We start from the raw sequence: 22,391 nt of genomic DNA, 5'->3' as shown, positions 1-22,391 counted from the left end.
TCTCAAAGGAGAAGAATGGTAGGATTTTAATTGACAGCGCTTTCAATATATGTTTTTACAATTTTCTTAACTTTCCTTTACAAATTACATATATAATAAGTCTGTCAGAAAAAATTACAAGGATGGTGTCAAATGAAGAAAAAGTTACTAATGACTTCTGTTGCTGGTGCAATGGCAGTAAGCGTGTTCGGATTCCAGGCTGCTGAAACTCATGCAGATAACCACGAATTTGAACTAAGAGTACTACATACGAATGATACGCATGCGAATCTTGACAATGTTGCAAAGCGTGTCAAGCTTGTAAAAGACCTAAAGGCTGAGATGCCGGAAAATAACCTGCTGCTTGATGCGGGGGATGTTTTCTCTGGAACACTTTATTTCAATGAATTCTTTGGACAGGCTGATCTTGCATTTATGAACTTGATGGGTTACGACGCGATGACGTTTGGTAACCACGAGTTTGACAAAGGCACAAATGCCGGTCATCCGGAACTATCTGCATTTGTTCAAGGTGCTGAATTCCCGTTTGTAGCTTCTAATGTGGATTTCTCAGGAGATACAAACTTTGATGGACTTCAGTCAATGGACTATACAGCTGAATTTGAAAACGGAGAAATTTATAACGGAATTATTAAAGAAGTAAATGGAGAAAAGGTTGGAATCTTCGGATTAACGACTCAAGAAACAGAAAATATTTCAAGTCCTGAGTCCGTAACATTCTCAAACTATATTACAGCTGCAGAAGAAGCAGTAGCTGAATTTGAAGCAGCTGGTGTAAACAAAATTATCGCTTTGACGCACATTGGTTACAACGACAATGCTGCATTAGATAATGACCGAGTATTAGCACAGGAAGTCGAAGGTATCGACATTATCGTAGGTGGTCATACACATTTTAAACTAGATGAACCAGAAAAAATTGGTGATACATTAATTGTTCAAACTGAAGGAGACAATAAGCAACTCGGACAGCTTGACGTTACATTTGATGATGAAGGTGTCGTAAGTTCATATGAAGGCATGCTTCATGATGTTAGAGAACTAACTGAAGAAGATACTGAGGCGGCAGAAATGCTGGTTCCATATTCTGAAGCAGTTGAAGATTTGAAAAATGAAGTAACTGGAGGAGAATCTGAAGTATTTCTTCAAGGTACGCGTGAAGAGGTGCGTACCGGTGAGACTAATCTTGGTAATTTAATTACTGACGCTATGCTTGATAAAGCACAGTCTATTGATCAGGATACTGTAATTGCTCTTCAAAATGGTGGTGGTATCCGTGCATCAATTCCAGCTGGAGAAATTACGCTTGGTGAAGTGTTGACGGTAATGCCTTTTGGTAATGATCTTGCGATAATGGAGCTTTCAGGAGCTGAGATTTTAGAAGCTCTGGAGCACAGTGTAAGTCAGTATCCAACTCCAGCTGGTGCATTCCTTCACGTAGCAGGTATGCAATTTGCGTTCGATCCTTCAATGGAAGCAGGTTCACGCGTTCAGGAAGCTTATGTCTGGATGGGTGACGAAGCAGTGATGATCGAAGAAGATGAAATGTACAAAGTTGCAACGAACGTTTTCACTGCTAAGGGTGGAGATGACTTTGAAGTATTTGCAGAAGCATATGCTGATGGCCGTGTATCTGAGCCAGGCTTCAGAGACTATGAAACATTTGCTGAATATATTGCAGAACTTGGAACTTTTGCTCCTGAAGAAGAAAACCGAATCGTTGCACTAACACCTTTTGAAGATGTCATGACTGACAACTGGTACCAGTCTTATGTAGCTGACCTGTATTATGGTGGCATTTTGAATGGTAAAACTGACACAATGTTTGATTCACTTGGTACCCTTTCACGTGCTCAGGCAGCTTCATTGATTGTAAGAAGTCTTGAACTTACAACTGAAGAGGAAGCTTCATTCAGTGATCTTGAAAATGTAGCAGAATCAACGCAGGCTGAGATTGCAGCAGCTGCAGCTAACGGTATCGTAAATGGTATTGACGGTGAGTTCAGACCATACGAACCGGTTACGCGTTCACAGCTTGCTCTTATGCTTTACAGAGCTTATATGGTTGATGGAGATGAGTTCACTCCTGAATCAACTGACTACTTCTCAGATGTAGAAGGTTGGGGAGAAGAAACAAATAATGCTGTATCATTCGTATATGAAACTGGTATTGCATCAGGCTATGGCGATCAATATCGCCCACTTGCATTCTCAACACGCGCACAGGCAGCTAAGATGATTTCGGTTTTCTTAGATGTTGAAACAATGCAGTAAAATAAATGAATCTGTTATTGAAGAAAGCCTCCTGATTTTGGGAGGCTTTTTTTAATAGCAGAAATACTTGGGGACGGAGTTAACACTCTACTTTTGACACGAACTCTGTCCCTTAAAAGTGGAGTGTTAACTCCGTCCCTAAAGTGCGTATTGTATACCTCTAATCTCACACTCATAAACCTATCTCCTAATAAAATAAGACTATATACTCAAAAACCCTTTTCGCTTGTCGATATAAGTTTTATAGACGAAATATTCAAACAAAGGGGTTCTGGGGATGAAGAGTGTAAAGGCGAAGTTGTTGACGGTGTGTATTTTGCTGTTGCTTGTTCCGCTTGTGGTTTTAGGGACGGTCAGTTATTTATCGGCGAAGGATAATTTGACTGAGAGCGGAGAAGTGATGATTGAGAATGCAGTGCATTTAGCGTTGCAGATGATTGAGGTTGCGAATGAACAGGTGGAGGCAGGGGACCTTTCACTTGAAGAGGCACAGGAAAGTGTTAAGGAGAAGCTGATCGGACCGCTTCAGGAGGATGGAACTCGGCTGATTGAGACGCCTGTTGATTTAGGTGATAATGGTTATTTTGCAGTGTATGATGAGACGGGTACTTTGCTTGCTCATCCTTCAATTGAGGGTCAGAATATGACGGGTACAGAAGATGTGAATGGCTTTAAGTTTGTAGAGGATGTTTTTGAGAAAGCTTATGCAGGTGGCGGCTTTACAGAGTATGCCTGGACTTTGCCGGGGGATCCTGAGTCAACTGCTGATAAAATCATGTACAGTGCTTATGATCCGAATTGGGGCTGGATTATTTCAACCGGTTCTTACTATATGGATTTTAACGAAGGAGCAAATGAGATTTTGACGCTGATTGCGATTACTGCGGGAATTGCTTTGGCTGCAGGTATCATCATTGTGATTTTGTTTGCAAGAAGTTTGTCAAAACCGATTGTAAAAGTGCGAAATCATTTACAGGAAATGAGTGACAATAATCTGGATCTTGAAGATCTACAGGTTAAAAATAAGGATGAGATTGGTGAGCTTGCAGACAGCTTGAACCTGATGAAGAATAACCTATCAGGAATGGTGAGTCAAATCTATCAGGTATCGCATACGCTTGCAGCTTCCTCGGAGGAATTGAGTGCGAGTGCTGATGAGACAAATCGGGCGAGCGAGCAGATTGCAGGATCGATTCAGACGATTTCAGAAAATGCGAATGAACAGACGTCTCAGGCTGCTGAATCCAGACATACTGTGCAGGATATTTCTTCGAGAATTACAGATATAAGAGGATATCTGACCTCTGCGAATGATGCGACAACGACTTCTTCTGCCCAGGTGACGACAGGGAAGAAGCACCTGGAAGAAACATCAGCAAAAATGAAAGAAATTCAGTCAAAAACAAATGAAGCTGCCAGGGCAGTTCAAACTCTTGGTGATCAGTCTCAGCAGATCGGCAGCATTGTCAGTCTTATTACAGATGTTGCTGAACAGACAAATCTTCTCGCGTTAAATGCGGCAATCGAAGCTGCACGTGCGGGTGAGCATGGAAAAGGTTTTGCAGTCGTAGCAGACGAGATCAGAAAACTTGCCGAACAGTCAAGTCGCTCAGCAGGCCAGATTCAGGAACTGATTTCCCATATCAGAGAAGGGATTGAACGCTCTGTCACAGTGATGACTGATGGTGAAGCAGCAGTATACGACGGCATGACAGCGATGGAGAGAACCGGTGAGGGATTCATTGAAATCGAGGAGTCCACAACAGAGATCGTTTCAGCCGCTAAAAATGTGCTGGGAGCCATCACCGAACTTGATGCGAGCACGCAGCAGATGGTTCGTTCAGTTGAATCCACAGCTGAAATGGTAGAAGATTCATCAGCAGAAAGCGAATCAATCGCAGCTGCTTCAGAAGAGCAGAGCGCATCTATGCAGGAAGTGGCCTCAAGCTCAGCGGCACTGACGAAAATGGCTGAAGAATTGAGTGATATTGTGGCGAAGTTTAAGGTGAGTTAGTTGATGGGGACGGAGTTTACACTCTGTTTTTGGGATAGCAGGTGGGGACGGAGTTTACACTCCAAGATCAAGGGACAGAGTTCGTGTCGAAAGTGGAGTGCCAACTCCGTCCCCAAGCCAAGCACAATACCCAACCCAAAACTAAAGCCTTGCTGTCTGATGCAGACAGCAAGGCTTATTTGAATAGAACAACGTAAACAACGGGGACAGAGTTCATAGCGAAAGTGGAGTGTGAACTCTGTCCCCGATCTCAGCTGGAAAGTGGAGTATAAACTCCGTCCCCAATAAGTCCCCCTAAAAATCTGCACTCTGCCCCTCAACAGCTTTCTCCTCAGCCCACTCAATGCCTTCCTGAGTCAGCATGTAATGTACTTTATTGGAGAGTTTTACTTTTTTGGTTAACGGTCTGGTTCTGCTTAGTCCGAGGTGGACTGAGCGGGGGAGGCCGTCGTAGCCGAATACGCGTACCATCAGCATGTAGATGAGGTGGGGGCGTACTGGTTTTGTCAGGCCTGTTTTTTTCATGAGGTGCATCATGAGCAGGATTTTTTCGCTCATGCCATTCATTTGGTCCAAGGATGCACGATTTTTTTTAGATAGTGTTGAGATGAAAGTTTCAACTGCTTCTTTTTGTTCTTCAGATTCATATTCTAGTTCTTTTTGGCTGGTTTTGCCGTTTTGAATTTGCTGCTCGATGAATGTGATACCTTCATCTGTAATGTAATAAGCTTTCTGGCCGACTGATTTGCCGATCGGCTGCAGGTATTTTTTCCGTACGCACTGGTTGATGCATAAATGTATGTTTTGAGGCGGACGGATATCGGCTGCTGTGTATAGTTGTTTAAGTGATTTGGCTGTTGCGATATTGTTCTGGTTGACCAGATTTGCGTAATAGCTTAATCCCAGGCAGTAGATCCATTCGATCCTTGTACCAAGTGAGTCTACAAACGATTTTAGTTCTGTGTCGATCTCAATTGTCGTTTGATTTACTTTTGAGAGTTCTTCTATTTTTGAAGGTGCTTTACCGTAAATCCTGAGGTCAAACTTAATTTTTTCGTTGGTAGCTTCAGCTTTTTGCAAGTGATTAATTGCAAGTGATAAATGTTCCTCGACGTTTTTGAAATCTCCTGTAACTTCATATGCGTAGTCATCATATGAAATATTGAGCTCCCAGTTATCCTTTTTCAAGAAATCTCCTCCAATAATAGAAAAACATATGGTTAAATAGTCTCATATAATAGTAGTATATATTTTCCTTGCTTGCAACGATAAAGAACATATTTATACAAAAAAAGTTTTCATAGGGTCAAAGATGGCAATATATAACCATAAGAAAAACCCGCCAGATTGACGGGTTCAGTAAAATCTTTTAAAGCTTTCAAAGTGTTTTTTCCAATATACATTATCAAGTGAGCTGATGATGACGCCGATGTTATCAGCTGCGTGGATCATCTGGTTGTTTCCAATATAAATACCCATATGTGAGATGCCGGACTTATAGGTATCTTCAAAAAACACGAGGTCACCTGGTTCAGGCTTGCTGACTTCATATGAACGGTCATAAAACCCCTGCGTATTATGCCGGCCCATAGATTGTCCCGCTTCATTCATCACGTAATGAATAAAGCCGCTGCAATCGAATCCGTCGGGTGTGTTGCCTGCCCATACGTACGGAACACCGATTTGCTGCATGGCAATTTCAATCACGTCAGACGCCTTATCAGGTACTTCCACGGGCGGTTTTACCACGTGTGTGGGACCTTCAGGCTTTTTGACATGAAGCGTCTGATTTACAAAAATTCTTGGAGACTTCAGATTATTCCACTGAAGAAGTTCATTCATTTTGACATTGTGTTTCAGAGCGATCTGAAAAAGTGTATCACCGGACTTTACTTTGTATAAATCTGCATTGCCGGTATCATCCGGCGGCAGTACATCCCCGCCTGAATGGATGATGAGCTGCTGGTCTACATAGATGATAGTGGAGCTGAGCCTGTTCCAATCTATCAGTTGTTGAATTGTTACTTTATATTGTGAGGCGATTTTTGATAAACTGTCTCCCGCCTTTACGGTATATGTATGATTCGAAGGCTTTTCTTCAGCTGGCGGGGGAGAAACCACTTTTTTATATCGTACGGTCAGCTGTTGACCAACCATGATTTTTTTAGTTGGAAGCTTGTTCCATGTAACAAGATCCGGAACGGTTACACCGTTTGTGACTGCGATTTTAGAAAGGCTGTCGCCGGCTTTTACAGTATAGATTTCTGCTGATTCATCAGGTCTATTCTGAGCTGTTTTGAGTGTAGCAGTATCTGTTACTTCTATTGCCGGTGAAATATCTAAAACCTGATTGACATAAATGGTTTCAGTTTGCAGACGATTCACCTTTTTCAAATGATCAACTGTTATATTGTGTTCTTTAGCAATTTTGTAAAGCGTATCACCCGGGCTGACGGTATGTTCTTCAGCGGATACCTGCTCCGGCGCTGTTGTAAAGAATGCTGCTGTTGAAAGGATGAAAAATGATGATTTGACCATTTTATTCACGATTTCAGCTCCTCTTTAACCTGATATCTATATCATCGGATTCAGTTTGATATTTGAAAAGGGTAAAAAGGAGGATTATATATAGTATAATTTTGTTTGATTTATAGGTATTTTATAAGTCATCCTACCCTGGATATGTTATAATATCAAAAATGTCGAAAAATTCAGCATTCGAGGGGAAGCGAAAGGATGTTAAGAGATTTTATTATTAATATTTCGATCATGATCTCTTTTACTTTTGTATGGCATCAGCTGTTTAAAAGGAATCAACTGAAGCTTCAATCCGGACTTAGTCTTAAAGTAATTGACGGACTGATTGCGGGTGTGTTTGGTGTGTTATTAATGAACTTCAGCTTTACGATAAATGATATTACGATACTTGATCTCAGGCACGTGGCAATCGCAATGGTGGCTTTTTATGGCGGGTTTATTCCGGCTATGATTGCTTCAGGCGTTGTGATTGCGGGCCGGTATATGATTGATGTGAACTATTCATCTCACGTTGCGCTTTTTATGATTCTGGCGATCGGACTTGGAACGGGGCTTATTGGTCAGTATGTTAAATGGGGCGTGTGGAAAAAATGGACGCTCCTGCTGGTGTATGCACATTCGATCTTTTTTATCGCATTCTGGATTGTGTCAGATTCAATCGTAGAGGTAGCGGGAGCCGCACTGTTTCATGCAGTTATGGCCATCGGTGGCGGCTATTTTGTCCTCTACTTTGCGAGATATATCCGTAAAGCGACGGATACATTTTATGAAATTCAGGAAAATGCGCGAAAAGATCCGCTGACTGAACTTTTTAATGTCAGGTCATTTGATCACTATTACAATCATTATATGAATGAATATATTGAAACCGGTAATCCGGTAGGCCTGATTATGCTTGATATAGATTACTTTAAACAGATTAATGATACATTCGGCCATTCAGCCGGCGATGAGGTGTTAAAAGAAGTGGCGATACGTCTAAGAGAACTTACCGGTCACCAGGGAATTATCTCGAGAAATGGAGGAGAAGAGTTTACAGTGCTGCTGCCGGATATAAACAAGCAAGAGTTGAAAAAACTTGCTGAAAAAGTCCGTCGGGGAATTGATGATCACACCTTCAAATTAAAAGATGGCACTGCACTGCATCTTACAGTTTCTTCAGGTGTCAGTCATACGCACGCCGATCTAAAAGAAGAGCTTTTTGAAAGCGCTGACAGTGCCCTTTATATCGCTAAGCAGGCCGGTAGAAATCAGGTATGCGCGTTGTATGATCTCGCAACAAAGGCGCAAAAAGAGTCAGTAAAAGAAAAAGAAGCATCTCTTGGCGGTTAAGCCTTGAGATGCTTCTTTAAACAAATATTAGTTAGAGATTTCTACAAGCTGAACAACCGGGATCGTTACATCTTCGCCGTCAACTGTGAAGTCACGTGTTGATACTGCATAACCGTCAAGGTAGAACGCGATTGTGTAATCGCCGTCCATCAGGTCAACAGAAGTTGCATCATCAGCAAGTACTTCTTTAACTGTTCCATCTTCGTTAAAGATGACTGCTTTAACGCTTGATGTTTTATCAACATTGCTTTCATCCAGTACTTTGAAATCAACTTCACGCTGAGAAGCAGTTTCTTCAAGCGTGATTTCAAGTTCAGCTGCTTCGCCTGAGGCGATTGTTGCTGTACCTTCGTAGTCAACAAAGCTACCAAGTGTTAGATCGAAGTCGTAAGTACCTGCAGAAAGGTTATCGAATGAAATTGTTGATGCATCAGCAGTAGTGTTCCATACGCCAAGGTCAGTTGTTTCATCGTCTTCATCATTTGCATAATAAGCGTCTGTTAGTTCTACAACAGCATCAGTAAGATCGATTTCTTCACCTTCACTGTCTACTGCAGTGATTTCAAGTGCAGCGTCGCCGCCTTGCTTAGCAAGATAATTAATGCTAGTCAGTTCATCGCCAGCTACTACTGTAATTGAATCAGTTAACGTATCAATTTCAGTTTGGTCTGGGTTTTCAGCATTTTCACCATCACGAACGACTACTTCATAAGTGCCGGCAACTAACTCTGTAACTGTGTATTTACCATCAGTAATCTCTGTTGAAGCTGCAAGTTCACCATCTTCATTATAATACGCGATTGTTCCTGAATTTACAGCGGCCAAGCTTCCTTCAATCCGAACGACTCCTGATACACTTGCAGAAGTAGGCAGAACACCTAAATCAAAGTTCTGAGGAGTAGAAGTATTTGAACTAACTGTTACTTCAGCAGATGCATTCTTTCTAGTCTCAGAGATAACTTCTACTGTATAATCACCAGAGGCAATACCTGAGAACTTGTATACACCTTCATCACTAGGAGTAGTAGTTTCTACAATTTCTCCTTCTTCATTAAGCAGATTGACAACTGCCTCGTTATCATTTAAAACAGTTCCAATTACAACTCCAGCAGTCATAACACGTTCTTCAACTGTTTCATCTCCATCTACAGTAAATGATGGGAAAGTTTTTGTCTGAACGTAATCACCACTTATACGAAGTGAATAATCAGCTGGTGCCACACGGCTAAATGTAGCAGTAATTGAATCTTCATCAGAACCTGTAAGCGTCTCTGTAACAACTGATGTTCCGCCTCGAAGTAATTCTACTTGAATAGCACCTTCAGAATCAAAGTCAACATCAACTTCTTCCAAACCGAATTTTGCAGTTACTTCATTACCTTCTTCTAGCTGAACATCAGTTGTAAGGTCAGTACCTTCTTCAATTGTTAGTTCAGTATATGAAACTGCAGAAGTTCCATCATCGATTACAAGCTCATAAGAACCGCTCTCAAGTTGAAGGTCGCTGAAATCAAACTCATCAGTTCTTTCAAGTACAGGAGTATCATTTCCTTCTTCATAAACCTTCACGTTTGCTGTCGTTACTTCATCACCGGCAGCGTCCGTTACGTTCACTGTTAGGTCCATTTTTTCGATCTCATCAAGCTGAATACCGGCAAGAGTGTTAACAGTTTTCTGATCATCTAAAGTGATGTCCTGAGTGTATGATTTGAAGCCATCAGCTTCAACAACCAGACGGTATTCTCCGCCAAGCTCAAGAACGTCCTTATCGTTTTTAACTTCGTAAGAACCATCTACATCTTCCTGAGATAGAAGTTCTGTCCATTCACCTTCTTCATCAAGTTTCTGGATAGATACAATCGCATTATCAACATCAGCACCAGTATCTCCATTCACGATATTACCTGTTACAGAAATAGCAGTAGTAACAATCTTATCACCTAGATCACCATCAAAAGCAGTCACAGTGTCTTCAAGAATCGTTGCATCCTTTTTAACTGTTTTGTAGCCTTCTTTAGTGATAGAAACTTCTGCATCACCAGCAGGTACATTCAGAAGCTGGAAGAAACCATTTTCGTCAGTTACAGCTTCCTGATCGCCGATTGAAACGACTGCACCTTCAGCGGGAGCGTTATCATCTTGTGAGACAAATCCAGAAATCCCTGAAGCAAGTTCTTCACCATCTTCATCAGTCGAGACTTCATAAGCAGTTGTCAGGAATGAAGCCAGGTGACCACGTGAAGTTTCGTCAAGTGGACGGAAGTTAGATACTGTTGTAACGCCAAGGTTAGCAAGGATCTGGATGTCATCACGGTAGCTTGAGAATGCTGTGTCAAGGTCTTCAACAACAGCTTCGTTATCGGTTTCCACTTCGTCAAGGCTGAAAGCATTTACGATTACCTGTGCCATCTGTTGACGAGTGATATTGTTTGAAGGCATCAGGTTGTTGTTGCTTCCCTGGAAAATCCCTGCTTCTTTTACGATTAGTGAGAAGTTATAAAGCTCTGAGTCACGTGAATCAGCAGTCACGTCGTTGAAAGGTTCAACGCTTGAAAGGTCGTTGTCTGCAAGGTAGTCTGCAAGGTTGTCATAACCTTCAGAAGCGATCACGAATTTACCAAGTGCTTTTACAACGTTTGAACGAGTAAGTGCGTTTAGCGGCTTGAAAGTGCCGTCCGGATAACCGCTTAATAGACCGTAGTCTACTGCTTTATAGATATTTTCAAAGTGTGAGTTTGTTTCAGGAACATCTGTGAAAAGTTCTTCCTGAGCGTTATATTGTGCTTCTTCAGCAGCTGCAGCCGGTGCAACAGCAGATGCAACAAGTGCAGTCGTTACTGTTCCAGCTAAAAATTTACGATTTACTGACATAGTATAATGTCCTCCTAATTGTTGATTAAGTATAAAAGTGTGTGCTTTCAGTTAGGTGTATATACACCTTTAGCATCACATACATATAATTGTAACGTGTTTGTTATAAAATTAAAGTATTAACTTACTGAAATCCCCAAAATCATTCTTTGCGCTCATACACAAGGCAGATTATTTGATCATAATGGAATACCTAGGGAAGTATATGAATGATTCGATAGTTTGATTGCCTGTTTTTCCTGTAAACTTACTGACTTTTCTGACCGGACTGATTCAAACTTTAGCAATTGAAATTGTATAATGACTATAGTCTCATAAGTGAGTAGTTATGTAATAAGTGACTGTTCATTTCCTCTAGGTCGACAAACTGCCAACTTTAATAGAAAAAAGCCGAGACAATGTCTCAGCTTTTTGATGGTTCAGGTGATTCTTTTTTAATTGCCGGCAGGTTTCCGAACAGGAACCATGCTTTAGGGAACATGATATGGAACACTCTGATAAAGAGATAGGTGCTCAGCATGACGAGCGGGAAGCGCAGTGCAATATAGATGTTAAATTCCAGGAATGTTTCTGCAACAAGCAGGTTTGACCAGATCACCAGAATGAACGGATGTACAAGATAGAATCCAAATGAATAGATTCTGAGCCGCTCAATCACTGCAAGGATTGGGGATGGAGCACTCTGTTCTATCCAGGTACCCATTTTAAATAACAGGTAGCATGATGCTGCAAAGAACAATAGTTTTACAATCGTCAGCATACTGTAAGACATAATCGGATCACCGATCGTATAACTGTAATAGAAGGCATACGTATAGAGCAATCCGAATGCAATCGTCATCGCAGCGAATCCAAAGGCCGCTTTCTTATTCCACAGATGTTTCACCTTCTGATAATGAACACCAACCCAGCCGCCAAAGAAGAAGCTTCCTAGATAAACCATGAAAAACGGGAAGGTAATCGCACCGGTTTCACTGTTCCACATTGTATAGAGGAATTCGAGTACAAAACCGATGATAAAGAAATAACGGTTTAAGAACTTAAACTTTTTAATCAGATAAATGAAAAACGGTGTGAAGAAAAACAGCTGTACGAGAATCATTATAAAGTAAAGTTGATAATAAGAGCCGCCGACTAGCAGGTTATCCCAGATTGCACGGAGCCCTTCGTATTGACGGTACCCCATATAATAGGAAAAGAGTTCATAAAAGATGGACCAGACAAGGTAAGGACCAAGAATAAACATGAACCTCCGTCTGTAAAATGTCAGCCAGGTTTTGAGCGTGTATGGCTTATCTTCATAATTATAAAAGAGTACAAGTCCGCTTAAAAATACGAATACTGCGCCTTCAAACCTTGTGAAACGATTTAGCATTAAATAAATGTCATATAAAAAATGATCAGGGGGCACATTGACCATCGCAGGTGCTGTAACATGAATCAGCACAACCAGGTTCATGGCAACTACCCTCATAAATTTGAGTGATTCAATTCTTTCCTTACGCATAATATCTCCTCTGTAAATACTTTTTTACTGACTAAGCGTACCACTCGGAATGAGGTTTTGTCACTGTTTGTGATAAACTTGTAGTCATAATGATAAGAAAGGGGAACTTATGAAAAAGCTTTTAACAACTCTGCTATTACTTTTGCTGATTATGCCGTCACTGTCCGGACAAGCTGCATCATTTTCAGATGTCACAATGTATGAAGAAGAGATCGATTGGCTCGTTGAAAAAGGTGTGATCAACGGTTATCCGGATGGCACGTTTAAGCCTGAGGCACCGGTAAACCGGCTGAATGCCGTTCAGATGCTGCTGCGTGATATCGGTTTTACAGAAGAGGAGATTAATGGTTTTGAAGGGGAGGACCCTGGATTCACTGATCTGAAGCCTGGTATGTATGGATATGAGGAAGTAAAGTTTGCTTATGCCCTTAATATTATCGGGGGGAAGACGGATCAGAATGGAGAACTGTATTTTGACTCTGCAGGCACTCTGTCGAGAAGTCAGATGGCAAAAGTGCTTGTAAGAACGTACAACCTGATCTCAGGGGATGACATGATTACCTTTACAGATACGACGTCACTGCCTGAAGAGACACAGGACTACATAAGCCGTGTGGCAGCAGCGGGCATTACAACAGGTTATGCTGATGGCAGCTTTGGTCCTTACGAGGAAACGTCACGCCAGCATTTTGCGCTGTTTTTAAAACGTACATCTGACTACTTATATGAACCACTGTCAGACACGCGTATACATTTCCTTGGTGACGATGAAGGAGATGCCGCTGTGATTGAATTTGCAGACCAGTCAACGGTGTTAATTGATGCGGGACTTGACGCAGCAGAACTTGATGATCAGCTGAGTGATATCGGTTTTACAGAGATTGATACGTTTGTTGCGACTGAGCTGAGTGATGATACGTTAAACGCGGCAGTACCTGAACTCTTTGAAAAGTACGGTATTGAAGAAGCAATTGATGGAGGCGGAGAAGGCGGGACCGCTTACCTTGAGATGCTGAATGATCTTAGCATTGGGCGTACGATTATCGGCGATACTGACTTTGTCACAGGAGACGATTATGCAACATTATTTGTAGAGGGAGAAGAAAACGGTAATCTTATGCTGAGACTGTGGAATGGTGAAGTGTCTATGCTGTTTGCTGGTTCTGCAACTGAATCGATGTATTGGAGCATTGACCAATCATTTGATATCGTACAGATTTCACGCAAAGTGCAGCTGCGCGATGCTGAACTGAATAAAATTGATCCAACACATGCAATTCTGCCAACGAATTATACGTTTGAAAACTATCGCCATTTAGACCGTAATGGTGTGCTGGTGTTTTCACCGCAAGAGCAGTATATTACGACTGCAGTTTCGAATGGGGACTATTATTTCTTTTATGAAAGTCCGCTGAACAGCCTGGAGAATCGTACAGCAAAGTTACAAAATGAATAGACAATTTCCTTTGAAATTATTAAAAGGCTGGGAGCAATCCCAGCCTTTTTGTGAACTTATTCTTCTCTGAATTTAATAATCATTGTCTCATCAATCACGGTGATTGAGCCTTCTTCAGGCCACACTGGCATATTCTTGACTTCAGGGAGCTCAGTGTATGCGTCGAGTGCATCATGTCGGAGGAGATAGAAATTTTCTCCAAAGTATGTGCCCAGCATGTACTGAACATGAACAGGATAACCGATGAAGGAATCACTCATGGCCCCGGTTATTTCAGGAATGGTATCCCAGATTCTAATACCCATTCTTGATCTGATATCCGGTACGCCTATGACTGCAAGCTGACTTACATCCTCATAATTTTCCGTCTGTTCCATGCGATCAAGCACCCGGTTCATGGTTGCATAAGATTTTTCATATCTCAAATCCATGTTAAAGTATGAGATATTTGCAATAACTGCATAGTTAAAAATGATGACGCTAATTAACAATACAGATATCCATGAATATGCTCTGACTAACACCGCAGGGCGATGTGTAATGGATAACTGATCATATATCACCACTGGCAGTATATAAACTGCTGCAATGGCCATCACCATTAACATATGATAAGTAACACCTGGAGACACAAAGTACAGCAGATATACCAGGAAAGGTAATGCAAACAGGCTCAGCGCTAATAAAATCAGCTTCATCGGGTGACGATAGATTTTATTGCTCAAAATACCGGTAAGCAATCCGCAGGCTAAAATAACAAAGAAGGCAATGTTTAGATATTCATATAGTTGCGGAGTCGATCCTGTCACAAGCCCATTGAAAAAGAACTCCATTCCGCTGTCATAGATCTTCCGTAGAGAAGAAGTGACGCCCACCCCTCCTGATCCAACTTCATCTAACCCCTGATAACTGGTAACCTGTCCGGCAAAAAAAGCTTGATAGATTTTGAAATGTATAAAATATAACCCCATCCCAAGAACCGCCACGCCTGAGAAGCGAAGAAGGTATTCAAAGAAATGTTTGACAGTACTTTTATGATTCAGTAATTCTTTTATCAGATAAATTCCTGCGAATGTGAGTAAGATCGTCAGGTTTGCCTGATATGTTCCTACACTGATGTAAAACAGAAGTGATGCAGGAATAAAACCAAACCGCCATTTCTTTGCAATGACAAGTGAAATGACCGTAAGCAGGTTTGCAAGCATATAACCGTCAGCAGTGAACATATATGATAAAGTAGCAGTCACTGTCGGAAAGGTAACAATCATACCGGCTGTAAGGATAACAGACAGTGTCTTTTTGATATCTAGCAGCATTGTGACAAATAAAGCTGTCAATGCAAGATATAACATAGAAAGTGCACCATTCAACCATGGCAAATCAAAATAAGAACTGATTCCTGCAAGAGGGCTGAGAAAAAATCTCCCCGACACATATTTTTCCTGAGTATTATAGACATTAATCAGCCCATCATGGTTGGGCAGTGTGTTCGTCATCACAAACATATGAGTCAGAAAACCAATGATTAATGCAGCAATAAAGGAGGTTTTCCATTCCCTTTTCATTTTAGACTTTACCCATTTAAATAAATCTTCTGGCATACAATCTGTTCCTCCATCAGTTTTTTTCCTTAATTAAATACTGGGGACGTCGTTTAGTCTCATAGTAGATCCGCCCAATGTATTCCCCGATAATACCAAGAAACAGCAGTTGAATACCACCAAGCAGAATAATTGCAGAGATCGTTGTAAAATAACCAGGCGTTTCCACACCATTTATAAAATAATTCACAAGTGTAATCAGGATATAAATGAATCCAAACGTTGTGATGCCGATACCGCTATAAATAGCAATACGCAGTGGCTTATTATTAAACGACAGGATGCCATCCATTCCATAATTCAGCAGACTCGCAAAACTCCATTTACTCGATCCTTCCACACGGATCTGATTCTCATACTCAATCATCTTTTCATGGAAACCAATCCACGAAAACAGTCCTTTTGAAAAACGGTTATATTCTGTTAATGAAAGCAGTGCATTAAGTGCCTGTCTGCTTAAAAGCCTGAAGTCACCCACACCGTCTGTAATCTCAACTTCAACGAGTCTGTTAACAAGCTTATAATACAAATTCGTTAACTTTTTCCGGGTAAACTTCTCACCGGCACGGTTACGCTTAGCAATAACCTGATCATACCCATCCTCAAAATGCTTCCACATCATCGGAATCAGAGAAGGAGGGTGCTGCAGATCAGCATCAATCAGAACCACTGCGTCGCCTTTGGCATACTGAAATCCTGCTAAAATCGCAGCTTCTTTTCCAAAATTTCTGCTGAACGAAATATAATGAACATCATCGTCCTGTTCAGCCATTTCTTTCAACATAGGAAGCGTACGGTCGCTGCTTCCGTCATCTACAAATACATATTCAATGTCAGCGGAGATCTTTTCCATCCACTGTTTTGTCTCGTCATAAAACTTCTGAACTGTTTCCTCTTCGTTATAACACGGAATAACAATACTTAACGTTTTCACCGGATCAATCCTTTTCCGTCTTCAAAATTTTTCTCGAAATCACAAAGGTAAACGGTATCGCGACGCCAGAGGCAAGCAGCGGTGCAATCTTGTTATCGATCTGCAGCCACTCAGTTAATATATAAAGCGCTCCGGTTGATACCGAAATATTAACGACATACGTAAGCGGGAACTGAAAAAACTTCCGCCAGCTCGGCTTCGTACGGTACGTAAAATACGTATTCAGATAAAACGACCCCACCATACTGATCAAAAACGCCATCCAGTGACCCACAATATAATGAATCGTCAGTACTTCCGTAAAAAGCAAATACCACAAATAATAATGAAATGTATTAAAAAAACCGACCATAATAAACTTTACTGTCTCATTTTGCATCAGTCTTCCCATTAACTGTTCCACATCCAAACCTCACTTCTATGAAATCATCCTATATATTGTATCAGCAGGTGTTGCTTACGCCAACCCCTGCAGAAGGGACAGGGATTGGGGACGGAGTTAACACTCTACAACCTCTGTCCCCGAAGTGCCAACTCTGTCCCTGCATAATAGAGTATGAACTCCGTCCCCAAAAAACAACCCGGCACCAAAGGCACCGGGTTATGTTCAGGCATGCTGCGTTTTCAAGTGGTGATAGAAATATGCGGCGACGATTGCCAGGTAGATGCTGACACCCGGCGCTGTAAATACGTGGCCTGCAAAATGTGCAATTCCGAGTCCGAGCACGATGCTTGAGATCACAAGTGCATAGTGCGGGAAGAAGATTGCTTTGAATTCTTTCAGTACATTTTTGACGGCTGAGAATCCAATATAAAGGATTGGCAGGAAGTAGAGGATTGCCCCGATGATGCCAACTGAATAGAAGACATCGGAATAATCCATCTCAATCATTTTCGGTACTTCTTCAAAGTTACCGGCATATCCCATACCAAAAAATTTCTGAGTAACAGGTGCTTCTGCATAATATTCACCAAACTGGTTCAGGAAAAGATCCCGGTTACTTAAGATCAGACTGTTCAGGTTACTTTCCTCTTCTTCAACAGGTTCTTCTACCTGACCTTCTTCAGGCGGCTCCTGCTCTTTTTCTTTCTCACGCTGATCTTCAAGCAGATCAATATGTGCGTATGTGTTCATAAATACTGGTGTAAAAGGTGTGACTGCACCAAGCACAATTAATAGTGCCAGTGTGAATGCAGCACTGACTTTCAGGTTGCCAAAATGGCTGACTTTAGCAATGAGCGCGAATACTGCACTGATCAGACCCATCACAAGTGTAATTGCGACTGCGCCATAACCGACTTTTGTACCGATCATGATCAGTGAGAAGCTGACTAAAATAAATGGAATCCAGTAAGCAAAGTCTTTTAATTTTTCTGTTTTCAAAATAGCAAAGTATAGAACGATCGGAAGAATCATGGCAAGTGATGCACCAAGTTCATTTCCTGCAAAGAACCAGCCTGTAAATCCGGTCTTCGTCCACTCGTATGCTTCAAGACTTGTACCTGTTAAAATAGCGACCACCATGACGATACCGATAAAAATCGCAGCGATCATCATGTTATGGAAAAATACTTTTGCCAGATTCAGATGTTTTGAGAAATATCTGAATAAGAAAACAAAGTTCAGTAATACAACGTTAAAGTATGAGAGCTTCACGAGGTATTTGATTTCTTCACCGAAATAGAACAGTGGTTTCTCCATATAGCTGACACCAAGGTTGATCAGCAGGAATACACCCCATGCTAGCAGATAAATCACTGCAAATTTAGCGATTTTGCTATTTTTCCAATTGATTAATAGGAAGAGGGCGCTGACACCCATGTAAAGCACTCTGATCAGGACACCGACTGTCGCGCTGATCTGAAGCTGTGTGATACTGAATGTTGTGAGCACATCAATGACTGGCTGAAGTGCGATGAAATAGAAGAAAAGCAGTATGATTTTTTCATTGGTTTGTAACGACTTGAGCATAGTTTCATTCCTGTCCTTTTCAATAATGATGGAGATTTATATCGCGCAGATTTTCATCTGTTCCTTTAGTTAAGCAATCCACTTAATAATAGCGGATAAAGACAGATGATATCAATACATAAATGAAAATACAAGACAATCTGTTCACTCAGTGTAAAGAATTCGTGAACACTTGTAAAAAATGAATCTGTTTTCTTTCGTAAATCGTCTGTATAGAAAGTCCTCTTTTTTGTAAAAAACAGCTGAAAAATGCTGTCTGTATGATAGGATAGAAGATAGGTAAATTTGTAAAAAGTCATGGCATCAAGATACACATAAAGGGAGTGCAGGAGAATGATAAAAAGCAATATTGCAGTGAAGTTATTTCTTTCACTGCTACTGATTGTACCACTGATCGGATCAGCCGGTCAGGTAAAAGCAGAAGATGATATCACCGGTCATCCGATGGAGGAGCAGATCAGAGCGCTGATCAGTCAGGATATCATGAAAGGTTACGATGACGGATCATTTGGCGCGTATAATAAAATCTCACGCGTACAATTTGCTTCACTGATCTCAAGGTCTTTGAACTTAGAGCCTGATACTACACAAAACTTCAGCGATATGCCGTCTGATGAAGAGACAATCAACCGCATTCAGGGAGCTGCCGGAGCCGGAATTATTACTGGTTATCAGGACGGCACATTCCGTCCATACCAGCAGATCTCACGCGAACACATGGCAGTTATGCTGAAACGCGCACTTGATTATCTTCAGATTGATGCTGAAAGAGCAACGCTTCGTTTTGCGGATAATGATTTAATTAATAAGGATTATTTAGAGCACGTATCAGTGAACGTTTACTATAAAATTATCAATGGTAAAACGATTAACAACCAGCAGTACTTTGCGCCAAAAGAAGCTTCAACGCGTGGACAGGCTGCTAAAGTAATCTATGAATTACTGAACACGATTAAGGCTGAAACAGAGCCTGTTCCTGATGAAGAAGATCCTGAAGTGCCTGGTACGCCAGAGGAACCGGAAGAGCCTGAAGAACCGGCAAAACCGGAAGCACGATACGGAATTGGTTCATTCACCTCAGCAGGTGAGTTGTTTGTGGAAAGAGAATATGCCACATATAATGAAGCACTCAGCGCTTATAAAGGAAGTTCAGGCAAGTACCTGACTTTTGGTGAAACCGTTATTAAAATGAACACAGGTATCGCGTTAACTGTACCTTCACCTACAAGTTCATTAACAAACGTATATAATGAATCAATGACATCTGCATGGACATATGTAGTCAATGACACTGAGCTTCGCTACCTTGATGCGGATAAAGATAAGGTGAAAGTTCAGGTTGGAAACAAAATCGGTTATGTAAAACATAGCAATGTAAAGCTGATTCCGTTCAGCGTACTTGAAGACCGTTCAAGTTATTCGGTAAATGCTTCAGGTGAACTTGTGCACCGCATTTATATGAACAGCAGAGAGTCTTCAGCAAGTTACGTAGTAGGCCCTGCACCTGACAGACTTGAACAGGGACGGACTTATTACAGCTGGGATGGCGCTACATTCTTTGATGCAAATGGTAGACAAGTAGCGGAAGGCTATCAATACTTCCAGCACCTTCCGGCAAGAAGTGCCACAAATTACACAGCCGAAGAAATTGATCAATATATTATTGATGAATTAAAAAGATTAGAAGAACGCAATCCAAACAGCACAGTCTATAAAGATGCTTATAAACGCAGTAAGCTAGTTGGTCTTGGAGAACATCTGAAAAAGGTTGAAAAGGAAGATGGCGTAAATGCGCTGATGATTCTGGCTCTTGCACAGCACGAATCAGCTTACGGGATGAGCGAGCGTGCTCAGACTTATAACAACCTGTTCGGACTCCGTGTCTACGATGACAATCCTGCAAATGATCATTTCGAAACAGTACAGGACAATGTGGACGAGCTCTTAAATGAATTCTGGAATAAAAACTATATTCCACCAACCGGCCCTCATGCAAACGGGGCAGCATTTGGTCATAAGGGATATGGCTTTAACGTAAAATACGCTTCAGATCCTTACTGGGGTGCTAAAGCGGCTGGCCATATGTATCGTATCGATAAAGCATTGGGCGGAAAAGACCTGAAAAATGCAGTTCAGATCGGGATCACGACAACTGAAGGCTTAAACATCAGAACAGCCCCTGAACTGACGGACAGCACAAAGCTTTTCACTTATCCTAAAACTGATATGCCGGTCATCATCAAAGGTGAAGTATCAGGCGCATCTGACATCCCGTGGATAAAAATCACATCGGATGTAGGTATAAATAAAGAAGCTTATGTGTCGGGTCATTATGTGAAAGTATTGCCGATTGTAAAATAAGTATGTGTGAACACCCGCCTGGGAGGCGGGTGTTTTTTTGATGTGCAGTGCTGGGTATGCAGCATGTACATGAAAGTACTAAACCCAGTTTATTTACCAAAAATTTCTCCAATCCCATATTCACATAGTATAATAGAAAAAATGAGTAATAAGGGGTGGTATGTTTGAAGAAGTTGATGTCTGCTTTGATTAGCCTTACTGTTTTGTTTGCTGTCTTTTTGCCGGGTGCAGGTGCGCATACGCTTGAAGAGCCGATTACATATATTCCACTTGGCGATTCGTATGCTGCCGGGATTAATGACCAGAGGATGCCGGATGTAGGTTACACTGATTATATTGCTCAGGATTTGGAGAAGAGAGGTAAGCTTGCAGAGTATACGAAGGAGTTTACACGATCCGGTTTTGATTCAGTTGAGCTGCTTGAAGATCTGAAAACAAATCAGGAACTGAGGCAGCAGCTTAGTGAGGCTGATTTGATTACACTGTCAGCTGGAGGTAATGATCTTCTTGGTATACTTAATATAAATGAGGAAACTGGGGAACTGTCATTTGACAGTCAGGAGATTACGCGTGTTTATTTTGCGTTAAATAATCGCTTAAAGATGCTGCATGAAGAGATTAATGCGATCAACCCGGATGCAGACGTCTACGCATTTGGCTATGCTTTCCCGCTGCCAGCTTTAGACCCGGTACAAAAAGAGGCATTTTACGACACCTTTGAGTTTTTAAATAACACAATTGAACGTCAGGTGATCCAGGCAGGCGGAAAATACATTGACATTGACACTGTATTCGGACGTGATGCTTTTCAGTGGTTCCCGAATCAGTTCGACATCCATCCGAATACGATTGGTTACCGCGTAATGGCGAATGAGTTTATTGATACGTATCATCATCCATTAATGTTCAGTGATGTCTCTTCCACTCACTGGGCAAAAGAATACATCGACGGTTTGTCGAAACGACTAATCGTAACAGGTGATGAAGAAGGAAAGTTTAATCCGAATGGACAACTGACAAGAGCTGACGCAGCACAGGCTCTTTATAACGTCCTCTACCTGGATGAAGTGCAAGCAGACGTTCCAAACCCGGGCTACAGCGATGTACCTGTATCACATCCAAATTACGATGCAATTGCTGCACTAGCTGATCTGGGCATTTTCGTGAAAGCAGAAAAGTTCAATCCTGACAATTCGTTATCACGTGCACAGATGGCAAAAATATTTGATATGACATTTGATTTGCCAGAAGGTGAGCCTAAGTCATTTACAGACTTGCAGGGTAATTATGCGTGGGCAGCACCTCATGTTGATGCCCTGTCGAGCGCAGGATATGTGTCCGGTTATGATGATGGCACGTTCAGGCCTAATCAGTTTATGAGCAAAGCACAGATCGCAAAGATTCTGCAGTTGATGCTTGAGGATAGGAAGTACTAATTAATTAGATAGAAAAAGCTGTTATCAGGATTTGATAACAGCTTTTTCTAATTGGTTATATTAAAGACCAATATTGTGTTAGCACAGCTGGTGAT

14 protein-coding genes are annotated in these 22,391 nt (G+C 41.4%); 6 read left to right on the top strand and 8 right to left on the bottom strand.

Going from position 1 to position 22,391, the window contains the following annotated elements; translation table 11 throughout:
* Positions 1-132 precede the first annotated feature (132 nt).
* Together JOD21_RS02285 and JOD21_RS02280 are read left to right on the top strand one after the other, a co-directional pair.
* Complete coding sequence (locus JOD21_RS02285) at positions 133-2,274, top strand: 5'-nucleotidase C-terminal domain-containing protein (RefSeq protein ID WP_204728048.1); 2,142 nt, start codon at positions 133-135, stop codon at positions 2,272-2,274.
* A gap of 277 nt (positions 2,275-2,551) precedes the next feature.
* Positions 2,552-4,288, top strand: coding sequence for a methyl-accepting chemotaxis protein (locus tag JOD21_RS02280; protein WP_204728047.1), 1,737 nt, complete (start codon positions 2,552-2,554; stop codon positions 4,286-4,288).
* A 294-nt stretch (positions 4,289-4,582) separates the two neighbouring features.
* On the opposite strand, the gene JOD21_RS02275 is transcribed toward JOD21_RS02280, so the two are convergent.
* Together JOD21_RS02275 and JOD21_RS02270 are read right to left on the bottom strand one after the other, a co-directional pair.
* Positions 4,583-5,476: a hypothetical protein gene (locus tag JOD21_RS02275; RefSeq protein ID WP_204728046.1), complete on the bottom strand. Its 894-nt coding sequence runs from the start codon at positions 5,474-5,476 to the stop codon at positions 4,583-4,585.
* A gap of 168 nt (positions 5,477-5,644) precedes the next feature.
* Positions 5,645-6,826: a C40 family peptidase gene (locus JOD21_RS02270; protein WP_239581329.1), complete on the bottom strand. Its 1,182-nt coding sequence runs from the start codon at positions 6,824-6,826 to the stop codon at positions 5,645-5,647.
* Between the two features lie 198 nt (positions 6,827-7,024).
* Between JOD21_RS02270 and JOD21_RS02265 the strand changes: the two genes are divergently transcribed.
* Entirely contained in the window at positions 7,025-8,158 is a 1,134-nt protein-coding gene (locus JOD21_RS02265) for a diguanylate cyclase (protein ID WP_204728044.1), read from the top strand.
* A 27-nt stretch (positions 8,159-8,185) separates the two neighbouring features.
* On the opposite strand, the gene JOD21_RS02260 is transcribed toward JOD21_RS02265, so the two are convergent.
* Both JOD21_RS02260 and JOD21_RS02255 read right to left on the bottom strand, forming a co-directional pair.
* On the bottom strand, positions 8,186-11,029 hold the full coding sequence (locus JOD21_RS02260; protein ID WP_204728043.1) for a carboxypeptidase regulatory-like domain-containing protein: 2,844 nt from the start codon (positions 11,027-11,029) through the stop codon (positions 8,186-8,188).
* Between the two features lie 403 nt (positions 11,030-11,432).
* The gene (locus JOD21_RS02255) at positions 11,433-12,536 is read right to left on the bottom strand and encodes an acyltransferase (RefSeq protein ID WP_204728042.1); all 1,104 of its coding nucleotides are present in this window, start codon (positions 12,534-12,536) and stop codon (positions 11,433-11,435) included.
* 109 nt (positions 12,537-12,645) lie between these two features.
* On the opposite strand from JOD21_RS02255, the gene JOD21_RS02250 reads away from it, so the two are divergent.
* Positions 12,646-13,992 (top strand): S-layer homology domain-containing protein, encoded by a 1,347-nt coding sequence (locus tag JOD21_RS02250; protein WP_204728041.1) that lies wholly within the window; start codon positions 12,646-12,648, stop codon positions 13,990-13,992.
* A gap of 56 nt (positions 13,993-14,048) precedes the next feature.
* Here JOD21_RS02250 and JOD21_RS02245 read toward each other — a convergent pair whose 3' ends face one another.
* The 4 genes from JOD21_RS02245 to JOD21_RS02230 form a co-directional block, all read right to left on the bottom strand.
* The gene (locus JOD21_RS02245; RefSeq protein ID WP_204728040.1) at positions 14,049-15,593 is read right to left on the bottom strand and encodes a glucosyltransferase domain-containing protein; all 1,545 of its coding nucleotides are present in this window, start codon (positions 15,591-15,593) and stop codon (positions 14,049-14,051) included.
* 16 nt (positions 15,594-15,609) lie between these two features.
* Positions 15,610-16,527 (bottom strand): glycosyltransferase, encoded by a 918-nt coding sequence (locus JOD21_RS02240; RefSeq protein ID WP_204728039.1) that lies wholly within the window; start codon positions 16,525-16,527, stop codon positions 15,610-15,612.
* A gap of 4 nt (positions 16,528-16,531) precedes the next feature.
* Positions 16,532-16,930 carry a GtrA family protein gene (locus JOD21_RS02235; protein ID WP_338032859.1) on the bottom strand — a complete coding sequence of 133 codons (399 nt, stop codon included), beginning with the start codon at positions 16,928-16,930 and terminating at the stop codon, positions 16,532-16,534.
* 204 nt (positions 16,931-17,134) lie between these two features.
* Positions 17,135-18,499: an O-antigen ligase family protein gene (locus JOD21_RS02230; RefSeq protein WP_204728038.1), complete on the bottom strand. Its 1,365-nt coding sequence runs from the start codon at positions 18,497-18,499 to the stop codon at positions 17,135-17,137.
* A gap of 333 nt (positions 18,500-18,832) precedes the next feature.
* Between JOD21_RS02230 and JOD21_RS02225 the strand changes: the two genes are divergently transcribed.
* Positions 18,833-20,860 carry an S-layer homology domain-containing protein gene (locus JOD21_RS02225; protein WP_204728037.1) on the top strand — a complete coding sequence of 676 codons (2,028 nt, stop codon included), beginning with the start codon at positions 18,833-18,835 and terminating at the stop codon, positions 20,858-20,860.
* A gap of 164 nt (positions 20,861-21,024) precedes the next feature.
* Complete coding sequence (locus tag JOD21_RS02220; protein ID WP_204728036.1) at positions 21,025-22,296, top strand: S-layer homology domain-containing protein; 1,272 nt, start codon at positions 21,025-21,027, stop codon at positions 22,294-22,296.
* The last annotated feature ends 95 nt before the right edge of the window (positions 22,297-22,391 follow it).

The sequence above is a fragment of the Jeotgalibacillus terrae genome (assembly GCF_016908195.1).
GTDB lineage: Bacteria > Bacillota > Bacilli > Bacillales > Jeotgalibacillaceae > Jeotgalibacillus > Jeotgalibacillus terrae.
This window is presented reverse-complemented; position numbering and strand designations above follow the sequence as displayed.

Excerpts from the sequence above, each read along its gene's own strand:
- JOD21_RS02225 (WP_204728037.1), top strand. The coding sequence starts at position 18,833 with ATGATAAAAAGCAATATTGCAGTGAAGTTATTTCTTTCACTGCTACTG.
- JOD21_RS02265 (WP_204728044.1), top strand. The coding sequence starts at position 7,025 with ATGTTAAGAGATTTTATTATTAATATTTCGATCATGATCTCTTTTACT.
- JOD21_RS02270 (WP_239581329.1), bottom strand. The coding sequence starts at position 6,826 with ATGGTCAAATCATCATTTTTCATCCTTTCAACAGCAGCATTCTTTACA.
- JOD21_RS02250 (WP_204728041.1), top strand. The coding sequence starts at position 12,646 with ATGAAAAAGCTTTTAACAACTCTGCTATTACTTTTGCTGATTATGCCG.
- JOD21_RS02280 (WP_204728047.1), top strand. The coding sequence starts at position 2,552 with ATGAAGAGTGTAAAGGCGAAGTTGTTGACGGTGTGTATTTTGCTGTTG.
- JOD21_RS02255 (WP_204728042.1), bottom strand. The coding sequence starts at position 12,536 with ATGCGTAAGGAAAGAATTGAATCACTCAAATTTATGAGGGTAGTTGCC.
- JOD21_RS02285 (WP_204728048.1), top strand. The coding sequence starts at position 133 with ATGAAGAAAAAGTTACTAATGACTTCTGTTGCTGGTGCAATGGCAGTA.
- JOD21_RS02245 (WP_204728040.1), bottom strand. The coding sequence starts at position 15,593 with ATGCCAGAAGATTTATTTAAATGGGTAAAGTCTAAAATGAAAAGGGAA.
- JOD21_RS02230 (WP_204728038.1), bottom strand. The coding sequence starts at position 18,499 with ATGCTCAAGTCGTTACAAACCAATGAAAAAATCATACTGCTTTTCTTC.
- JOD21_RS02260 (WP_204728043.1), bottom strand. The coding sequence starts at position 11,029 with ATGTCAGTAAATCGTAAATTTTTAGCTGGAACAGTAACGACTGCACTT.